The 18,308-nt window shown below is 73.4% G+C and carries 16 protein-coding genes; 8 read left to right on the top strand and 8 right to left on the bottom strand.

Annotated features, from left to right (window positions below):
* The first annotated feature begins 189 nt into the window (after positions 1–189).
* Positions 190–2,163, top strand: coding sequence for a serine/threonine-protein kinase (locus tag EMA17_RS55620; RefSeq protein ID WP_281290588.1), 1,974 nt, complete (start codon positions 190–192; stop codon positions 2,161–2,163).
* Between the two features lie 15 nt (positions 2,164–2,178).
* Here the strand turns inward: EMA17_RS55620 and EMA17_RS39825 are convergent, their stop codons facing one another.
* Positions 2,179–4,125 (bottom strand): N-6 DNA methylase, encoded by a 1,947-nt coding sequence (locus EMA17_RS39825; RefSeq protein WP_126642114.1) that lies wholly within the window; start codon positions 4,123–4,125, stop codon positions 2,179–2,181.
* Between the two features lie 236 nt (positions 4,126–4,361).
* Between EMA17_RS39825 and EMA17_RS39820 the strand changes: the two genes are divergently transcribed.
* Positions 4,362–5,261 (top strand): hypothetical protein, encoded by a 900-nt coding sequence (locus EMA17_RS39820; RefSeq protein ID WP_126642113.1) that lies wholly within the window; start codon positions 4,362–4,364, stop codon positions 5,259–5,261.
* 194 nt (positions 5,262–5,455) lie between these two features.
* Positions 5,456–7,162 carry a steroid-24-oyl-CoA synthetase gene (casG, locus tag EMA17_RS39815; RefSeq protein WP_126642112.1) on the top strand — a complete coding sequence of 569 codons (1,707 nt, stop codon included), beginning with the start codon at positions 5,456–5,458 and terminating at the stop codon, positions 7,160–7,162.
* Positions 7,163–7,238: 76 nt separating this feature from the next.
* Here casG and dapD read toward each other — a convergent pair whose 3' ends face one another.
* Both dapD and EMA17_RS39805 read right to left on the bottom strand, forming a co-directional pair.
* On the bottom strand, positions 7,239–8,234 hold the full coding sequence (gene dapD / locus EMA17_RS39810) for a 2,3,4,5-tetrahydropyridine-2,6-dicarboxylate N-succinyltransferase (protein ID WP_126642111.1): 996 nt from the start codon (positions 8,232–8,234) through the stop codon (positions 7,239–7,241).
* Between the two features lie 186 nt (positions 8,235–8,420).
* Complete coding sequence (locus EMA17_RS39805; protein WP_126642110.1) at positions 8,421–11,297, bottom strand: ATP-binding protein; 2,877 nt, start codon at positions 11,295–11,297, stop codon at positions 8,421–8,423.
* 356 nt (positions 11,298–11,653) lie between these two features.
* On the opposite strand from EMA17_RS39805, the gene EMA17_RS39800 reads away from it, so the two are divergent.
* Positions 11,654–12,082, top strand: coding sequence for a Zn-ribbon domain-containing OB-fold protein (locus tag EMA17_RS39800; protein ID WP_246127203.1), 429 nt, complete (start codon positions 11,654–11,656; stop codon positions 12,080–12,082).
* Here EMA17_RS39800 and EMA17_RS39795 read toward each other — a convergent pair.
* Both EMA17_RS39795 and EMA17_RS55615 read right to left on the bottom strand, forming a co-directional pair.
* A complete protein-coding gene (locus EMA17_RS39795) occupies positions 12,063–13,226 on the bottom strand; it encodes an NAD(P)/FAD-dependent oxidoreductase (protein WP_126642109.1) in 1,164 nt (387 codons plus the stop codon). The genes EMA17_RS39800 and EMA17_RS39795 overlap by 20 nt on opposite strands.
* Positions 13,227–13,460: 234 nt before the next feature.
* Positions 13,461–13,592 (bottom strand): hypothetical protein, encoded by a 132-nt coding sequence (locus EMA17_RS55615; protein ID WP_281290587.1) that lies wholly within the window; start codon positions 13,590–13,592, stop codon positions 13,461–13,463.
* Between the two features lie 134 nt (positions 13,593–13,726).
* Here EMA17_RS55615 and EMA17_RS39790 point away from each other — a divergent pair, with 134 nt between their 5' ends.
* Positions 13,727–14,014: a hypothetical protein gene (locus tag EMA17_RS39790; protein WP_126642108.1), complete on the top strand. Its 288-nt coding sequence runs from the start codon at positions 13,727–13,729 to the stop codon at positions 14,012–14,014.
* Positions 14,015–14,032: 18 nt separating this feature from the next.
* Here the strand turns inward: EMA17_RS39790 and EMA17_RS39785 are convergent, their stop codons facing one another.
* Positions 14,033–14,434, bottom strand: a complete 402-nt coding sequence (locus EMA17_RS39785) for a hypothetical protein (protein WP_126642107.1) — start codon at positions 14,432–14,434, stop codon at positions 14,033–14,035.
* Positions 14,435–14,706: 272 nt separating this feature from the next.
* On the opposite strand from EMA17_RS39785, the gene EMA17_RS39780 reads away from it, so the two are divergent.
* Complete coding sequence (locus EMA17_RS39780; RefSeq protein WP_126642106.1) at positions 14,707–15,030, top strand: chorismate mutase; 324 nt, start codon at positions 14,707–14,709, stop codon at positions 15,028–15,030.
* A 204-nt stretch (positions 15,031–15,234) separates the two neighbouring features.
* Positions 15,235–15,657 carry a chaplin gene (locus tag EMA17_RS56155; protein ID WP_126642105.1) on the top strand — a complete coding sequence of 141 codons (423 nt, stop codon included), beginning with the start codon at positions 15,235–15,237 and terminating at the stop codon, positions 15,655–15,657.
* Positions 15,658–15,748: 91 nt separating this feature from the next.
* Here the strand turns inward: EMA17_RS56155 and EMA17_RS39770 are convergent, their stop codons facing one another.
* A complete protein-coding gene (locus tag EMA17_RS39770) occupies positions 15,749–16,348 on the bottom strand; it encodes a hypothetical protein (RefSeq protein WP_126642104.1) in 600 nt (199 codons plus the stop codon).
* Between the two features lie 250 nt (positions 16,349–16,598).
* Between EMA17_RS39770 and idi the strand changes: the two genes are divergently transcribed.
* Positions 16,599–17,150 carry an isopentenyl-diphosphate Delta-isomerase gene (gene idi, locus EMA17_RS39765; RefSeq protein WP_126642187.1) on the top strand — a complete coding sequence of 184 codons (552 nt, stop codon included), beginning with the start codon at positions 16,599–16,601 and terminating at the stop codon, positions 17,148–17,150.
* 72 nt (positions 17,151–17,222) lie between these two features.
* Here the strand turns inward: idi and EMA17_RS39760 are convergent, their stop codons facing one another.
* Positions 17,223–18,218, bottom strand: coding sequence for a hypothetical protein (locus tag EMA17_RS39760; RefSeq protein ID WP_126642103.1), 996 nt, complete (start codon positions 18,216–18,218; stop codon positions 17,223–17,225).
* Between the last annotated feature and the right edge of the window lie 90 nt (positions 18,219–18,308).

The raw sequence follows: 18,308 nt of genomic DNA, 5'->3' as shown, positions 1-18,308 counted from the left end.
GCAGCCACCTCCCACCTGGGCGACAAACCGTGAGCCGCGTCACCTGACCCAGGGTGTCGGGTCGCAACGCCCTTGGTCACCGCCGCCTCGGGGCGCGACGGTGCCCTGTGTTTCGGCTTCCCGCTTCGGGGGTCACCCATGCGGCGTCATGATGAGGGGCACACGATCGGGCAGCCGGGGGGACGTTGCGTGACCGACGACGGACGACGGGGGCCGGCGCCCCTGGACGCCTACGATCCACGCCGGATCGGACCCTACCGGGTGTTGTCCCGGCTCGGCCGCGGCGGCATGGCCCGGGTCTTCCTGGGCCTGTCCCCGGCGGGTCGGCTGGTGGCGATCAAGACGATCCTGGCCGAGTCGGACCACGACGAGGACTTCCGGCGGCGATTCGCCCGCGAGGTGCAGGCGGCGCGGCTGGTGAGCGGGGTGTTCACGGCCGCGGTGGTGGCCGCCGACCCGGCGGCCGCGCGGCCCTGGCTGGCCACGGCGTACGTGCCGGCGCCGTCGCTGCGCGAGGTGGTCGACGAGTGCGGCCCGCTGCCGCCGGACGCGGTGCGCTGGCTGGCCGCCGGGGTGGCCGAGGCGCTGGGCGCGATCCACGGGGCGGGCCTGGTGCACCGCGACCTGGCCCCGGGCAACATCCTGGTCACCCTGGACGGCCCGAAGGTGATCGACTTCGGGCTCGCCCTCGCCCAGGACCAGGACACCGTCAACCTGGTCGGCACGATCGCCTACATGGCCCCCGAGCAGGTCGAGGGCGAATCCGGCACGGTCCGCTCCGACGTGTACGCGATGGGTGCCACGCTGCTGTTCGCGGGCGCCGGGCACGCGCCGTACCAGGGCAGCGCGATGCGGGTGATGAGCGCCGTGCGCAATCGCGACCCGGACCTGAGCGGGCTGCCGCCGGAACTGCTGCCGCTGGTCGAGTCGTGCCTGCGCCGGCGGGCCGATCGGCGGCCGACCCCGGAGCGGGTGGTGGCCGACTTCGCCGAGCTGCTGACCGGCCGCCGGCGTCCGTACGAGGCCGCCGCGTGGTTGCCCCGGCCGGTGCTGGACCTGCTGTACGAGCACGAGCGGCGGATCCGGCCCGGCGCTGAGGCGCCCCGGCCGCGTCCCCCGCGCCCCGCGCCGGAGCCCGAGGCGGTGCGCGCGCCCACGCCCGAGCGCCCGCGCCCGGGCGGGGCCCACCGCAGCGGACCGGATCGCCCGCCGCCCGCCGAGCCGACCCGGCCGATGCCCGCGCCCGCCCCCACCCGGCCCTACACGCGCGAGCCGTACCGGTCGGCGCGGGCCCCGATGCTGGACCGGATCCTGTACGACCTGCCCGGACCGGGACCGGCCGGCGTGCTCGCCTCGTCCCTGGCCGACGCCGACCTGCGCCGATGGCACCCGGTGCTGGCGCCGATGATCGACCCCGAACCGGGCGGCGGGCGCGCGGCCGGCCGGCCCGCGGTCCGGTTCGGTCCGCTCGGCGGTCGGCCCACGCTGATCCGGCGCACCCCCGGCCGGGCCCTGGTGCTGATGGCGCCGGCCCGCTCCGACCCCGCGGCGGTCTCGCTCGCCGGGCCCCGCCACGCGCTCGCCCTCGGCGCCGCCGGGGAGGATCCGGCGGGCCTGGAGCAGCCCACCGGTCGGCCCGCGCCCCGGATCGACCCGAAGGTGCTCGACGCCGAACTGGCCCGCTGCGCACCCCGCCTGCGGGCCCGTGCCGGCGAACACGCCGACGTGCTGGCGGACGTGGTCGCGGCGGTGCTCGCCCGGCCCGACGAGACCTTCGCGCTCTCCGAGGCGGACGGCGTGCCGGACCCGGAGGCGGTCCTGTGGGGCCTGTGCGACCTGGTCGGCCCGCTGCTCCCGTACACGCTGTCCTTTTCCACGCTGGCCGCGCCGGAGCCGGTCGAGGAGCCGCGCGTGGTGGTGCACGCGCACTGGCCGGAGCGGGAGGCGCGGCCGGCCGGACGGGGGCGGCATCGGATCGTCCCGGGCGAGGAGCTGTACTCGATGGGCGACGTGCACCGCACCGCCGCCGAGGCCCTGGTGCGCTGCTACACCGGCCCCGACTGGACCGCCGCGGCGGCCGGGCTGACCCGGACGGGCCCGCTCCGCGCCGCCGCGCCCGCCGACCGCTCCCGGGGCGTGCTGCGGGCCCTGGAGGGGCGCTGAGAGCCGTCGTCCCGGCTATCCCGGTGGTCGGAGCAGCCCCGCGGTCAGGCCCTCCAGCAGGCCCCGGCCCAGGTCCTCGCCGAGCGCGGCGGCGCCGCGCAGGTCGGTCACGAACGTCCGCAGCGCCCGGAAGGTCTCGCCGTACGCGCGCTGCCGGTCCGGCGGCAGCAACGGGATCTCGATCCGCCGCACGTCGACCCGCACGATGCTGGAGCCGTAGCCGGCCCGCCGCGCGTGTGCCGGGTCGGTCAGGAACCCGGCCAGGAACCACGGATCGAGCGCGGCCGGGTCGGGGCGCAGCAGGTGCAGGTTGGGCCCGAGGACCGCGTCCCGCTCGGCGGAACCGGCGACGCGGACCGCGCTCGCCCAGCCGTGCTCGTCGCCGCCGAGCAGGGTCGGCACGATCACGTCGCCGGCGTGGATCCGGGGGTGTTGCGCCTCGTCCGCCTCGGCCGCGGACAGGCGTGCGCTCGGCGGCACGGCGGCGGCCAGGTCGGTGGTGGTGAGCATCGGCACGGTCGGGCCGGGGGGTGTCTCGTGGCCGACCCGCCCGGCCCGGGAGGCGCTGCGGTACAGGGTGACCGCGCCGGCGCGGGCCAGGTCGGCGAGCGCGACCGAGCGCCACGTCCCGGCGCCCTCCTCGGCGGCCGGCACGGCGGGTACCAGGTGCGGCAGGCGGGCCAGCAGGGCGAGCAGCCGGGCGCGGGTGTCCTGCACCCGCTCGGCCACGTTCAGGTCGGTCTGCGCGGGCAGGTTGTGCGCCGGGGTCAGGTCGACGTTGTCGTCGAGGAGTTCGATCAGCGGTACCGCGCGGTGTCGGCCCGGGATCTCGGCCAGGCCCGCCGGGTCGGCGCGGAAGTCGCGCCAGGCGCGCAGCGCGGTGTCCGCCGTGACGGGGTTCGCCAGGTCGTCGAGCTCGGCGAACAACACGTGTGAGGGCATGCGCTCGCCGGTGGGCTGCTCCAGGATCCACAGGTGCAGCGCCACGCCGAACGGCGGCGCGGCGCCGGCGGGCAGGCCGAACACCGCGCGCAGCGCGCCCCGGCGCAGCAGTTCGGCCCGGATGCGGCGCCCCGAGCCGCGGGCCGCCACCGCCGGCGGCATCAACAGCACCACCCGGCCGCCCGCCTCGGCGTGCCCGAGCGCGTGCTGCACCCAGGCCAGCTCGGATTCGGTGCGCGGCGGCAGGCCGTACTCCCAGCGCTGGTCGTAGGCCAGTTCGTCGTGTCCCCAGTTGCGGTCGTTGAACGGCGGGTTGCCCACGACGGCGGCGAAGCGGGCGGCGGGCCACGCGTCGGCGCGCAGCCCGTCGCCCTCGGCGACGGCGACGTCGGTGTCCGGCGCGGCGTCCGGGTGCAGCGCGAGGCGGACCCGGATCAACCGGGCCAGGGCCGGCGCCTCGGTCTGCCCGCGCAGCGTGCGTGCGGAGCGCACGAAGCCGAGCAGCAGGTCACCGTGGGTGGTCGCGGGGTCGAGTACGGTGACCGGCTTCTCCCGTCCGGCGCCCGCGAGTTCGGCGATCAGCGCGACGGTGGTCGCGGGTGTGGCGCCACCGGGGCTCGCGGGCGACTCGGCGAAGCGGGCGTACAGGTCGGCGAACACGGCGGGCGCCCCCCGGGTCGCGGCGAGGTCGCCGGCGGCGCGGAGCCGATCGGCGTGCGGGCCGACCGGGGCGGGCGCGCCCGCGAGCAGGTATTCGCCGATGTCGGCGAGCCGGTCGGCCACGTCGCCGCCGGCCGCGATCAGGCGCCACAGCCGTTCCTCGGGCGCGACCTCGGCGATCTTGCCCTGGGCGCGCAACCAGCCCTCCACGTCGGCCAGCGCGAAGGTGGGGCTCGCGTCGCTGCCGCCCACGGGTCGCGGGAAGTCGTCGAAGCGCCGACGCCAGTTGCTCACGGCGGCGCGCCCGACACCCGCGATGCGGGCGATCTCGGCAGCGGTGACCTGGGGGCTGGTGGACACCGTCTCCTCCTCATGACCTGGGGTGTGAACCACGAGAAGTCAATCATAGAGAAGCAACGTAATGTCGACGTGGAAGTTGTGTTGACAGAGTTCACAGCTACTGTTTCCATTGACCTCGGCAGCACGGTGCAACCCCGGAAACACCCGCACCGTCCGCCTGTCTGCGCCGTGTGTCGGAGCAGTGACTCCAAGCGTCAGAGCAGTGACTCCAAGCAGTGCTTCCGAAGGGAAACCCCATGTCCCCGATCGCTCCCCGGCCGACCGTTCGCCGGCAGTCCGCTTCGACCGCGACCCCGCGGGGCCGGCGCCGGGGCCTGGTCACCACCGTGGCGGTCGCCGCGACGATCGCCCTGACCGGTTCGCTCGCCGCGTGCGGCCCGAAGAAGGACGAGGGCAAGGCGTCGAGCGCGACGGTCGAGTCGCCGAAGACCACCGGCGCGGCGGACACGAGCGCGGCGCCCGGCGCCGAGCCGGCCAAGCCGGAGAAGAGCGACAAGGGCGAGGCGAAGGGCGGCACCGACAAGGTCGCGCAGGATCTGCTCGCCTACCTGAAGACCACCAGGCACGGCGGGGTGGTGTCCGAGGTGCGGATCGCGAAGCAGTACGAGCGGTACGAGGTCACCGTCAACACCACGCTGCCCGCCGAGGTCTCGATCACCGAGGACGTCAAGGGCGCCAATGCCCGGATGGACAAGGGCCGGAAGCTCGCCGTCGAGGCGTTGCAATGGACCCAGGACTCGGCCGCTTTGACGATCTCGTCGGTGTCGGTGCTCGACAAGGAGAAGGGCACCGCCGGGATCGAGAACGGCGCGGAGAAGGACGGCGACAGGGCCGGCTCGGAGAAGTACGCCGCCGACATGCTGGCCGAGTTGAAGACCACCACCTACGGCTCGCTGGTCACCAAGGTCCGGATCGCCAAGACCTACTCCGGCTACGACATCGCCGTCATGACCACGCTGCCCGCCGAGGTCTCGCTCACCGAGAACCTCACCGCCGAGAGTGCCCGGATGGACAAGGCGGGCAAGCTCGCCAACGAGGCGAAGCAGTGGGCGCAGAGCAACACCGGCCGCAAGGTCTCCTCCGTCGAGGTGCTGGACGTGGAGAAGGGCATGGCCGGGATCGAGAACGTGGGCTGAGGCCCGGGCCCGGATCCGGTCTTCCGGGTCTTTCGGGCCGACGAAACTTTCATCCGGGGGGGATGAGGGGGGCCACGAGGGCGATCCGCCGAAGGGCGGGTCGCCCTCGTGCGTTGTCGGGACTCCTCGCTTCCATGCGAGATCACATCGCGGATCGCTTGAATGACTCGGTCAAGGATCCTAGGGTCCCCGCCATGGCCACCTCCAGTTCCACCGGGTCCCCGGCAGCCGCGCCCGATCCCGTACTCGCCGCCCTGACCGCCCCCGACGGCCCGTTCGCGCTCGTCGAGGAGGACGTGCTCGGCGTCCCGCTGCGCGTCCTGGCCGAACGGCCCCGCTCGATCACCACCTTCGTCGAGCGGGCGCGCGGGTTCGGGGATCGCGAGTATCTGGTCCACGAGGACCGGCGGATCACCTTCACCCGACACGTGCGTGACGTCGCCTCGACCGCGCACGCGTTGCGCGAGCGGTACGGGGTCGGGCCGGGGGACCGGGTGGCGATCCTGGCGGCGAATCGGCCCGAGTGGTTGACCGCCTTCCAGGCCGCCGCGGCGCTCGGCGCGATCGCGGTGGGCATGAACGGGTGGTGGGCCGCCGACGAGATCCGCTACGCCGTCGCGGACTGCGCGCCCACCGTGCTGATCGCCGACCGGCGCCGGCTGGAGCGGCTGGGCGGCGCGGCCGCCGCCGCGGACGAACTGGGCCTGCCCGTGGTGGAGATGGAGGGCGACTTCGCCGCGCTGACCGAGTACGCCCCCGACGCCGACCTGCCGCCGGGCGCCGCCGACGAGGACGACCCCGCGCTGATCCTGTACACCTCCGGCACCACCGGCCGGCCCAAGGGAGCCGTGCTCACCCATCGCAACGTGGTGGCCATGCAGAACCTCCAGGCGCTGCTCGCCGCCCGGGCGAGCGCGCACTCGCCCGCCGCCCCGGCTCAGGCGCCGCCCGGGAGGTGGCTGGTCAACAGCCCCTTCTTCCACGTCTCGGGCCTGCTGGCGGGCGCCGTGGCGGCGCTGGCCGGCGGGCAGACGATGGTGCTCTACGCCGGGCGGTTCGAGGTGCCCCGGCTGCTGGAACTGATCGAGCGCGAGCGGTGCACCACGTGGTCGCTCGTGCCCACGCTCGGCTGGCGGGTGGTCAACCATCCCGACACCGCGCGCCACGACCTGTCGTCGATCGTGCGCCTCGGCGGCGGCAGCGCGGCGTTCTCGCCCGAACTGGTGCGCCGACTCCAGGAGGTGTTCCCGGGCGCCAAGGGCGCGCTCGGCGTCGGGTACGGGCTGACCGAGTCCGGCGGGGTGGCCACCACGGCGGGCGCCGCGCAACTGGAGGGCGTGCCGGGGGCGATCGGGACGGCGGTGCCGACGGTGGAGGTGACGATCCGGCACGAGGACGGCACCGAACGGCCCGACGGCGTCGAGGGCGAGTTGTGGATCCGCAGTCCGCTGGTGATGCGCGGCTACTGGCGCAACGAGGAGGCCACCGCGAAGGCGCTCACGCCGGACCGGTGGTTGCGCACCGGCGACCTCGGCTTCGCCCGCGCCGGCCGCTTCCACCTCGCCACCCGGCGCAGCGACCTGATCCTGCGCGGCGGCGAGAACGTCTACCCGGCCGAAATCGAGCACTGCCTGGACGCGCACCCGGACGTCGCCGAATCGGTGGTGGTCGGCGTACCGCACCCGGAATGGGGCGAGGAGGTCAAGGCGATCGTGGTCCCGGCCCAGGGCAGCCCGATCACCGCGGCCGAACTGGGCGCCTATGTGGCCGAGCGGCTGGCCCACTTCAAGGTGCCCGCGCACTGGGAGTTGCGCGCCGAGCCGCTGCCCCGGACGCCGACCGGCAAGGTGATCCGCGCGGTGGCCACGGGCGGCCGACCCGCCGACCTCGTCGAGGAGTGAGCGAAACGAACGGGGCCGGTGGCAGTGGTCGCCACCGGCCCCGTTCGGGACCGTCACCGCGAAACGCGGCGCCGGGTCAGTCGTTCTTGTGCAGGTCCTCGTTCAGCGCGCCCCACGACTTGGTCCGGGCGATCGCCTCGATCGTGCCGGTGACCGAGTTGCGGCGGAAGAGCAGGCCGTCGCGACCGGAGAGTTCGGCGGCCTTGACGACCGTGCCGTCCGGGGTGGTCACCCGGGTGCCGGCGGTGACGTAGCAGCCCGCCTCCACCACGCAGTCGTCGCCGAGCGAGATGCCGATGCCCGCGTTGGCGCCGAGCAGGCAGCGCTCGCCGACCGAGATGGTCTCCTTGCCGCCGCCGGACAGCGTGCCCATGATCGACGAGCCGCCACCGATGTCGCTGTGGTCGCCGACCACGACGCCGGCGCTGATCCGGCCCTCGACCATGGACGCGCCGAGGGTGCCCGCGTTGAAGTTGCAGAAGCCCTCGTGCATCACCGTGGTGCCGGGCGCCAGGTGCGCGCCCAGGCGGACCCGGGTGGCGTCGGCGATCCGGACACCGGCGGGCACCACGAACTCGGTCATCCGGGGGAACTTGTCCACCCCGGCCACCTCGAACGGCACGCGCGCGGCGCGGGCGCGCAGCCGGGCCGCGGCGAGGCCGTCCACCGGGACCGCGCCCAGGTTGGTCCAGGCGATGTTCGGGAGCAGACCGAACAGGCCCTCCAGGCTCTGCCCGTGCGGGCGGACCAGGCAGTGGCTGAGCAGGTGCAGGCGCAGGTACGCGTCGTGGGTGTCCACCGGCGCGGCGGCCAGCGAGGCGATCACCGTGCGCACGGCGACGACCTCGACCCCGCGCACCGCGTCGGCGCCGAGGCCCGCGATCGCGTCGGGGCCGAGCGCGGCCAGGGCCTCGTCGGCCGACAGCCGCACCGTCTCGGCCTTGCCGTCGGCATCGCCCGAGGTCAGCTCGGGCGCGGGGTACCAGGTGTCCAGGACGGTGCCGTCGGCGGCGATCGTGGCGAGGCCGGCGGCGACGGCACCAACGGGGGAGGAAGCAGCAGTGTCGATCACCCCGCTACCGTACCGAAGGCCCGAGCCGACACCGAGCGCCGGTCGACCGCGCCCCGACGCGTCGAGCCGGGCCCGAAGACGCGTCGAGCCGGGCTCGGACCGGGCATCGCCCCGGCCCGGAGCGGGTCGCGCGCCGGGCTCCCGGCGGCCCGGATCGCCGCCCGCCCGCCCCGCTCGTGGTCCCCGCTACAGCTCCGATCCGCGCGTCGGGCCGCCGCGGAAGGGCCAGGTCTCGCTGCGATCCGCGTCCGCGTCCGGGCGGGACTCGCCGTGGTGCGGGATGCCGAACGGGCTGTAGCCGCCGGTGTACTCCTCGATCCACTCGTCGGACTCGGCCCGTTCGTGGTCGGCCGGCAGCGCGTTGCCGCCGACCAGGGCCTCGATCATCTTCGTCGCCCGGGTCTGCAGCGGGATCGCGCCGCAGTTCAGCGCGGTGATCCGGGCCCGCTCCAACTCGCCGATCGCGTCCGGCTTGTGGCCGTCCTTGCGCAGCCGATCGCCGTACGCGAGCAGCGCCTTGGCGTATTCGTAGTCGGCGCCGACGCCCTCCAGGGCGACCGCCGCGTCCCACAACGCCTGCTGCGCGTTGACGTTGTCCTCGACCTCCCCGGCCACGCGCTTGGCCTGGCCGGCGGCCACCGGGGCGTAGAAGGTGTCCGCGCGAGCGACCGCCTGCTTCGCCACCTTCTTGGCCAGTTCCTGGTTCTGCTGCGGGCCCTCGGCGTTCAACGCCTCCGCGAGCAGCAGGCCCCACGGGCACCACGCCGGGTTGTCCATGCCCTGGGCGCGCAGCCGCTCGCCGAGTTCGGTGAGCGGCCGGATCACCTCGTGGTGCCTGCCCTGGGCGATCCGCAACTCGGCGAGCACGATCGCGGGCACCGGCAGTACACGGGCCGCCTGCTCGGCCTTGGCGGGATCGTCGAAACCGATCCGACGGCAGGTGTGTTCGGCCAGTTCGAGGTCGCCCTGGGCGATCAGGGTCTGGATCAGCACACCCGCCGCATACCACTTCGACGGTGTGTTCTCGCCGAGTTCCATCGCCATGGCCAGGCCGGTCTCGGCCTCCTGACGCGCTTCCTTGAGCCGGCCCATCCGGTAGTGCAGCATCGCGCGGAACGCGTGGCCGTAGGAAAGGTGCGAGCGCTGGCGGCCGTTGGCCCGCAGTTCGGCCATACCGCGTTCCAGGAGTTCGCGGGCCTCCTTGAACAGGTCGCAGTAGATGAACGTCAGGGTCAGCACCATCGGGATCTCGAAACCCCAACCGTCCTCGACCCAACTGAAGCCGTTGCGCTCCTTGTTCGGCAGCTCTGGTCCCAGCGCCGCCCGGGCGAACTTGGTGGTGGTCTGGAGCCGGCGTCCGCTGAGCACGCCGTACCAGGCGACCAGCGCGAACAGCGAGTAGTTCGTGCGCGTCGTGGCGCTCTCGGTGTTCAGCCGCACGGTCAACCGCTGGAGGTCGTGCGCCCGCGACGCGAAACTGGCGTCGTTCTCCCAGAACGCGGCCCACATGAACAGGTCGGCGTAGAGCCGCTGTCGGGTCTGGCCGACCGGGGTCTTCCTGATCTCCCGGTCCAGGAGTTCGATGCTCTTGTCGAGTTGACCGGAAAAGGCCAGCGAACGGCCCAGCTCACAGATGATGTTGGTGCGCAGCTCCCCGGGCGGGCACCCTTCGAGGGCCCGCTGCAGCGGTTCGAGACTCGCCGGAGGATCGTTGACGAAGTGCGCGCGGCCGATGTTGTAGAGGATCAGCGGGCGCATCTCCCTCGGCGCGACCTCGGCGAGGGCGTGTTCGAGATACGTCACACCGGCCTTCGGGACACCGGACGCGAGACATTCCCGTGCCGCGTCCACCGCGATGCCCGCGGCCCACTCGTCGGGGACGGCGAACATGTTCAGCACGTGGGTGGCGGCGGTCTGCGCGGAGAAGCCGTCCTCGCGCAACATCCGGGCCGCCCGGGCGTGCATCGCACAGCGGTCGTTCGGCTCGAAGCAGTGGTCGTACACCGCGTGCAACACCAGCGAGTGGGTGAAGCCCCAGGGCAGATCCCGGTCGTCGACGGCGGTCAGGATCTCCCGCCTGCGCAGGTCCGCGGCCGCGGCGCGGGTGGCGTCGCCGCTCAGTCCGGCCAACTGCGCGACCCGCTCGACGGTCAGGTGTGGGGTCAGGATCGCCGCGGCCAGCGCCACCTTGCGGGAATCGGGCGCGAGGCGGTCGAACCGCTCGTCGAACTGACCCTTGTGGTAGGCGTAGACGGCGTGTTGCCGCATCGCCCGGCCGTGTCGCGCGAGGGCGTCGGAGGTCGGCGGGATCCGCTTCTCCTCGACGAAGCGCAGCAGTTCGCGCAGGGTCTGGGGCAGACCCTCGGAGCAGCGGTGGCAGTGCTCGACGAACTCGGGGTCGACCCGGCGGTCGGCGAAGCGGTGCCGGATCAGCGGGGCGACGCCTTCGAGGGTGAGCGGTTCGAGCTTGCCGAGCCCGGCGACCGCGATCCGGTCCAGCGCGTCCAGCGATTCGCACAGCCGCTCGTCGACCTCGTCGTGCCGATACGAAACGATGATCAGGATCGGCAACTCGGTGATCTGCGCGGCGAAGTTGGCCAGCCAGGCGAGCGAGGAGGGATCGGCCCAGTGCGCGTCGTCCACCACCATGAGCAGCGGCCCGCGATCCGACGTCAGGTAGCCGCGCATGACCGCGTCGAGGCCGTTGAGGACGTTCTCCGGGTCCGGTGGTTCCGCGGGTTGGCGCGGGATGATGCCGAAGATCGGCGCGATGATCCCGTACCACTCGCCGAGTCGTTCCCTCGCGGCGGGTTCGGCGATCCCGTTCAGGTCCTGGAACAGCCGCTTCACGAGGCCGTAGACACGAACCCGCTCCAGTGGATAGCCGGTCACCACGAGCGTGTCGAAGCCGTCGGCCCGCGCGGTGAGCTTCGCCCACTCCAGCACGGCCGACTTGCCCATGCCGGCCACGCCCTTGACGACCGCGACGCGGCCCGTGCCGGTTTCGCGCACCGCGGCCAGTTGTGCGCGGAGTTCGCGTTGCAGGAGGTCGCGCTCGACCAGAGGCGTAGGCTCCGGGACGGAGGCCGGATCGGGTGTGTGCTCGCGCCCCGTGTCTTCCGGGCGCTGCCGTGCGTCCTGCCGTCATCGCGCAACCTCTCTGCCGTGCGTTCCCACCCCGAGCCCGCGCGGATCGATTACGCGCCGTGGCGGATCACTTGCGCTACCCATCCTGCGCCAATCACGCAAGCCGTGTCTTTGACTTGGCCGAGAAGTCCTGTCGACGTCCTCTCTTCGGGTGGCCCGATTCCGGAACGGGAACGGATGTGCGGTCGATTCGGCAACCGGGCGCTTGGTGCGCGAGCATGCAGCCAGGGCTCGTGTTCGACCGCCGACGGGCCCGTGGAACGCGTCGAGGCATGTTCGACCAGAAAGGCCGTGACCCCGTGTTGGGACCGCAGATCGGTGTACCCGTCACTCCTGCCGCGTCGGTGCGGATCCCGCCCGAATCGGGCGAGTTGCGCTATCAGCGGTGCGGTGCGTGCGATACGGCGAACTTCGCCCCCACCGAGATGTGCCGGGGCTGCTCGTCGCGCGCGCTCCAGTGGGCCACCAGCGCCGGGCGCGGGAGCGTGTACAGCTGGACCGTGGTGCGCCGGCCGGAGGCGCGCCCGTTCGGCGGCGCGTACGCGGTGGCGATCGTGGATCTGGACGAGGGCTATCGCATGCTCACCAACCTGGTCGAGGTCGAACCGGCGGAGATCCATTCGGGGATGCGGGTGCGGGTGGACCTGCGACCGACGGGAGAGGAGCGGGTGTTGCCGTTCTTCACGCCCGACCGGGGTTGAGGATTCCCGACGAGCGGCCCGGGCGGAAGTCGGTGCCCGGGATGTCCGGTCGACCGCTCGCGCCGTCGCACAGCAGATCGGCTACCAGCATGCCGACCCCCGGCGCCACGCCGAGTCCGTGCTCGTCGCAGCCGGCCGCGACGAACAGCCCGTCGGGGCCGGTCGATCCGATCAGCGGCAGGTGATCGGGCCCGGCGTCGTACCGGATGTCGAACGCGGCGTCCGGGACGGGGTCGGGCAGGCTCGGTAGCCGCGCCGCCAGGTGGGCGAGGGCGTGCGCGGCCGGATCGGCGCCGGCCGTGCCCGGGTCGGGGGTGCCGACGAGCAGTCGATCCGGGCCGTCCGGGCGCAGCCAACGGCCGGTCGGGTCGACCAGGATCGGTCGTTCGCCGAGCGCCCGGCCGACCCGGATCCGGACCGCGACCTCCCGGGCGGCGCGCAGCGGCAGGCTCACCCCGAGCGGCGCGAGCAACGCGGGCGCGTCGACCCCGGCGGCCACCACGACCGTGCCGCAGGCCACCTCGCGGCCGTCGCCCAGGCGCACCCCGGTGACCCGGTCCCGGCGCGCCGACAGGCCCACCGCCGGCGTCCGGGGCAGGAACGCGGCGCCGGCGCGTCGGGCCGCGCGGGCGAGGGCGCGGGCGGTGCGGCGGGCGTCGGCGTATCCGGCGCCCGGGTCGTGGGTGAACCCGGTGGACGCGTCGACGATCAGTTCGGGCCAGTGTGTACCGGCCTCCTCGGGCGACACCCGCCGGACGCCGATGCCGGGGGCACGGCGCGTCCCGGCACCCGTGTCGGCCGCGTCCGGATCGGCCGCGGCCACCGCGACCAGTCGGCCGCAGCGACGGAATCCGACATCCTCGCCGAGCTCGTCCGAGGCGTTCTCGAACAGCCGGACGCCCGCCGCGGCCATCGCCGCGAGCGCGGGCGCGGTCGTGGGGCGGTACACGGCGCCGCCGCCCGGCCCGGGGCCGCCGATCGTGCCGCGTGCCCGGAAGGCCCCGAGCGCCGCCGCGTCCTCGTTTCCGGCCGGGCACACCAGCACGTCGCGCATCCCGCGCCGGGTGAACGCGTACCCGATCGCCATGGCCACGGGGCCGGACCCGACGATCACCACGTCGGCCACCGGCGAGTCCGGCGTCATCGGATCACCCCCGGGTGCGGCGGTCGGCCGGGGCGCGGGGGCGCCGTCGTACGGTCCTGTGTCGTCATCTCGCGCCGTCACCTGGGTCGAGGGCCCGGTCCCGGGATGGAACCGATGTCGCCCGGAGTGAACAGCCCGACCGTTTCCGGCTTTCGACGCGAGCGTAACGACGGTGTTACGCGCGGTGGCCGGTGCGGGCCCGGTCGATCCCGGGCGGGTCCCGGTCGGGCGGTATCACGCGCGACGCCGGGCACAGGCGCGTCGGCAACGTTCGACGGCGAGCGTCACCCGAACGGTCGCGGACCCCGCGCGTCGGAGCAGATCCAGGCGCGCGGTGCCGCCGCAGGAGGGAGTGGTGGGTGTCATGCCCTGATCGTATACCCCATGGGGGTACATGGCGGTTAGGATTCGATTCCGGTGGGGTCGCGCATCATCGCGGTCGCCTCGGGTAGACCGCCGGACAGGACCCGTTCGAACGCAGCAGGAAGACAGGAGACGCGATGACCACCACCGCGATCGCCGCTCTGGCGACGCTGTTCGTCGGCCTCGCCGGCTGCCTGTGGCTGCTCACCCGGGCGCGCCGCGCCGAGCGCATGACGGCCGCGGTGCTGATGTGCATGTTCGCGTCGCTCGCGCTGGTGTTCTACTCGATCGGCAAGGGCGGAATGGGCGCGCTGGACGCCGCGCTGCTGCTCGGTGTGGCCGCTCCGGCGGGCACGCTGACGGTCGCGGCCCGCGGTCGCGGCCTCGGCCGCACGGCCGCGGGTCGCGACCATCGTGCCCGGTGATCCGCCTCCCGCGACCGATCAGGTCCGGCCGCCGCCACCACGACGCAGGAGGAAGGACACACACAGCCAGACCAGCGTGGTGGTGCAGCCCATGATGATCAGCGCGAACGCGATCACCACCAGGTAGGCGCCGGACGTGGTGATCAGCGCCGCGAACACCGCCGCGAACAACACGACGAGCAACAGCACGTGCCAGGTGCCGGAGAGTGTCGGTCGACGCATCCTTCGGCGGGCGCGCCCCGAGGCCGGCATCGAGCCCGCGCCCGGGACCACCCGGCCGCGCGCACCGCCGCGCCGACGGTTGCGGGACGGACGCATCGTGCGCAGCGCGAGGTCCAACTCCTCGTCCTTGCGCAGCTCGTACTCGATCTCCTCCAGCATCCGCCGCTCGTTCGGCGTCAGACGCACTTCCTCCATCATGTCGTTCGCCCCCTACCGCAGTTCCGCCCGCATCCCACGAGTACGGCCGAACGGTCGTCGCGACACGGCAGGGACAGCCGATGGCGCGGACCGTACTCAGAGGGTCCCCCGCAGGTGGCGATGTGACACCTGGCAGAACGAGAGATGACAGGTGGTGACATTTCCTCGGATCGCTCGGTGGGCCCGGGGGCGGGGGGTTCGGGGGAGCCGGCGCGGGCCCGTCGGCGTGCGTCCCGCCGTGCCCGCGAGGCCGCCGGGTAGGGTCACCCGTTATGGCCAACGGAACCACTGACGAAAGGTCGGGCGAGGCGCCCGACAAGCCCGCCGAGCTACTGGACCTGCGGGACAGCATCGACAACATCGACGCGGCCCTGATCCACCTGCTGGCCGAGCGGTTCAAATGCACCCAGCGGGTCGGCGTGCTCAAGGCCGAGCACCGACTGCCGCCGGCCGACCCGGCACGCGAGGCGGTACAGATCCGCCGGCTGCGCGCGCTGGCCGAGAGCGCCAAGCTGGACCCGGACTTCGCGGAGAAATTCCTCAACTTCCTGGTCGCCGAGGTGATTCACCACCACAAGGCGATCGCCGGCGCGTGAGCGCGTGATCGATCGCCGTCCGGCTCGTTGAATCGATCGCGGACGTGCGCCGTTCCCGCGTCGGTGCCGTCCGGCGTTCTCCCCTGCGCGGCTTGGTACTTACGGGGGAAGATCACGCGCCCCCCGTCACCGGCATCCCCCTCGCGCGTTGGACGTCGCGGAACCCCGGTTCCACCGTCTATCGATCGATGGGAATAACTACCAGTGAACAAGCTCACCAAGGGTGCGGTCGTCACCGCCGCCATTCTCGGCGGTTCGGTTACGGTTGGGGGCCAGGCGTTCGCGTCCGCCCAGGCCGACGGCGCCGCCGTCGACTCGCCCGGCGTGCTCTCGGGCAACAACATTCAGGTGCCGGTGCACGTTCCGGTCAACGTCTGTGGCAACACCGTGAACGTCATCGCGGCGATCAACCCGACGTTCGGCAACACCTGCGTCAACGGCGACGGCGTGGAGACGCCGATGCCGGGTCACCCCGCTCCGGGTCACCCGGGCCACCAGGCCCCGCCGGCCGACGACTGCCCGCCGGAGCTGCCTCCGCCGCCGCACGCCCCGCCGAGCGACGACTGTCAGGACCCGACCGGCCTGGCCGCCCTGGCGAGCGGTGCCACCGGCGCGATGAAGGGCTGAGCCCACGTCACGGCCGTAACGGCCGCGGCCCCGGCACACCTCCCAGGTGTGCCGGGGCCGCGGCCGGTTTCCGGCCGGAGCCGCGTCCGGGTCAGCCCACCGGAGTGCGCTCCGCCGGGTCGCGCTCGCGCAGCCGACGCGGCGCGGGCTTGTCCTTCGGGGGCTTCCCGAACGCCTCGCAGACGCCGTACACGCAGATCACCAGACAGATCAGGGTGAACCCGCCCAGCACCCCGAAGAAGCCGCGCAGCGCCTCGGTACGGTCGGCATCGCCGGTGATCAGGATCAGCACGCCGAGCAGCGCCCCGGCGATCGCCATCGCGGCCACCGTGCGGCCGAACTCGACGACCTCGTAGCGGATCCGCTCCGGGCCGCGCCGCGGCGGTCGCCAGGGCGGCGGGCCGCCCAGGAAGTGGTAGCCCACCCGCTGGTCCACCCAGCGGATCGCCCGGTGCCCGAAGACCACGGTCGTCCCGATGTACAGCGCGGCGATCCCGTGCCGGGACCCGGCGGTGGCGCCGCCGCGCAGGTCCACCACGGCGACCACGAGCAGGATCACCTCCAACAGCGGTGTGCTGTACAGGAACACGTTGCTCAGCCGCCGGCGGTGCAGCGCGTAGCGGCTGAGCAGGCCCAGGGCGATCAGCACCCAGAAGCCCACCTCGCAGGCCACGATCATGGCGACGACCACGGTGATCCCTCCCTCGGCGGCTCGGGCCCGCCCGACCCCGCGCCCGGATGGGCGACGGCGATCTCGAACGGACCCCACCAGCGTCTCCCGGGCGCGCTCGCGGCGGATCGTCGGCAGGGCGGATCCCGCCGTACAGACAACGATGTAGTCGGCGCACGACACGTTGTGGTGGGCCCGGCCCGGGATCGGGGGATCCGCGCGGGGCGTGCCGGATAGTGTGCTGAGCAAGGCCGAACAGCAGGGAGAGCACATGGCGCAGGAGCAGCCGGACGGTCGGGTCATGGTCGAACTGGTGGACCCGCAGGGGAACACCATCGGCCTCGCGGAGAAACTGGAGGCACACCAGCCGCCGGGTCTGCTGCACCGGGCGTTCTCGGTTTTCCTCCTCGACGAGCAGGGCCGGGTACTGATGCAGCGCCGGGCACTGACGAAATATCACTCGCCGGGACGCTGGTCCAACACGTGTTGCAGCCACCCGTTCCCGGGCGAGGAGCCCCGGGACGCGGTGCTGCGCCGGCTGACCGAGGAACTGGGCGCCAAGCCCACCGTCCTCGAACCGGCCGGTCTGGTGACCTACGACGTCACCGACGAGGTCTCGGGTCTGGTCGAGAAGGAGTTCAACCACCTCTTCGTCGGCCTGGTCGGCGGCGAACTCGGGCTCAACGCCGAGGAGGTCGACGACGTCGCGTACGTGCCGCTCGACGAACTCGACGCGTGGCTGGCCGAGCACGATCACACCGCGTGGCTGAGCGCGGTGCTCGAACCGGTGCGCGCACCGCTGGCGGCGCTGGCCGCACGCTGAGCGAACACCCGAGCGGAAAGGGCGGGTCCGGGACACCGGGCCCGCCCTCCCGCCGTCGTGCGTCCCGCTCCGTCAGGCCTGGGGCGGCTTGGTGCCCTGGTCCGGCCAGCTCGGCGCGGGCGCCGGGACGAGCGTGGCGCGATCCGGCTTGGGCGCGGCGGCGCCGAAGACGTACTCGGTGCGCAGACGCCGCGTCGCGCCGGTGGCCACACCGTTGTCCACCACCGTCGTGCTCACCTCGGAGTACGCGGGCAGGTGGGTGGCCGGGTCCAGCCAGAACACCGCGCGCACCGGCGAGCCGCTTTGCCGACCGAAGTTCTCGATCTGGTACGGCCCCTTGGTGAAGTCGGGGATCGTGGCCCGGAACGCCCGGAGCAACAGATCGGTGTTGGCCGCCGCGCCGCCGTTCTGCTGCGGCTTGAGATCCACCGTCAGCCGCAGCCAGGACTTGCCGTCCTGCTGCGCCGGTTCCACCGTCGAGGGGGTCAACCAGCCCGGGGTGGCCTCGAGTCGGGTGGCGAAGGTCTTCGCCTGCTCGGTGGTCAGCCCGGTCGGCAGGATGCCGTCGCCGACGTACTTGCCCTCGTGGGACATGTCCACGACACATGTGCGCTTGGTGTCGCTCCACTGCTTGAGCGCGTTGTTGTAGCTCCACTCCCGGCCCGCCTCGCACTGGGAGCGCTTGATCGGCGCGTCGGCGGCGACCTGGTAGGCGCGGTCGGTGAACGCGGACCCCGCGCCCGCGTCGTACCAGGACCACAACTCCTCCTTGACCGTCGCCTCCTTGGCGGTGTCGCCGGCCGCGGTGCGCACCCCGCGGTACTCGACCACCCGCTGCGTGGTGGTCGCGGCGACGAGCGCGGCCCAGACCGCCTTGGGGTCCTTGTCACCGGCACCGCCGGACGCCGGGGCGCCGGCCGACGGCCCCCCGGTGCCGCCCGCCTTGTCCCCGCCCTTGTCGTCCTTGCCGCCGCCGGAGTCGGACGAGCACCCCGTCAGCACGACGACCGCGGTCAGGCCCGCCGCCGCCCACGCGCTCCACCGTCGTCCCACGCCCCCGTGTCGCATCCACCACTCCTCGTCTCGGTCTCACCGAACGCTGCGTCAGCACGCATACCGTACGCGTGAGCGAGCCGGGCGGAGCGGAGGCGACCCCGC

Source organism: Embleya hyalina, from assembly GCF_003967355.1.
In the GTDB taxonomy this organism is placed as follows: Bacteria; Actinomycetota; Actinomycetes; order Streptomycetales; family Streptomycetaceae; genus Embleya; species Embleya hyalina.
The sequence above is the reverse complement of the archived record's forward strand: the minus strand, read 5'-3'. Positions and strand labels throughout refer to the sequence as shown.

Coding starts and splice junctions, on each gene's coding strand:
- EMA17_RS39820 (WP_126642113.1), top strand. CDS start 4,362: ATGTCCCCGATCGCTCCCCGGCCGACCGTTCGCCGGCAGTCCGCTTCG.
- casG (WP_126642112.1), top strand. CDS start 5,456: ATGGCCACCTCCAGTTCCACCGGGTCCCCGGCAGCCGCGCCCGATCCC.
- EMA17_RS39800 (WP_246127203.1), top strand. CDS start 11,654: ATGTTCGACCAGAAAGGCCGTGACCCCGTGTTGGGACCGCAGATCGGT.
- EMA17_RS39795 (WP_126642109.1), bottom strand. CDS start 13,226: ATGACGCCGGACTCGCCGGTGGCCGACGTGGTGATCGTCGGGTCCGGC.
- EMA17_RS55615 (WP_281290587.1), bottom strand. CDS start 13,592: ATGACACCCACCACTCCCTCCTGCGGCGGCACCGCGCGCCTGGATCTG.
- EMA17_RS39790 (WP_126642108.1), top strand. CDS start 13,727: ATGACCACCACCGCGATCGCCGCTCTGGCGACGCTGTTCGTCGGCCTC.
- EMA17_RS39785 (WP_126642107.1), bottom strand. CDS start 14,434: ATGATGGAGGAAGTGCGTCTGACGCCGAACGAGCGGCGGATGCTGGAG.
- EMA17_RS39780 (WP_126642106.1), top strand. CDS start 14,707: ATGGCCAACGGAACCACTGACGAAAGGTCGGGCGAGGCGCCCGACAAG.
- idi (WP_126642187.1), top strand. CDS start 16,599: ATGGCGCAGGAGCAGCCGGACGGTCGGGTCATGGTCGAACTGGTGGAC.
- EMA17_RS39760 (WP_126642103.1), bottom strand. CDS start 18,218: ATGCGACACGGGGGCGTGGGACGACGGTGGAGCGCGTGGGCGGCGGCG.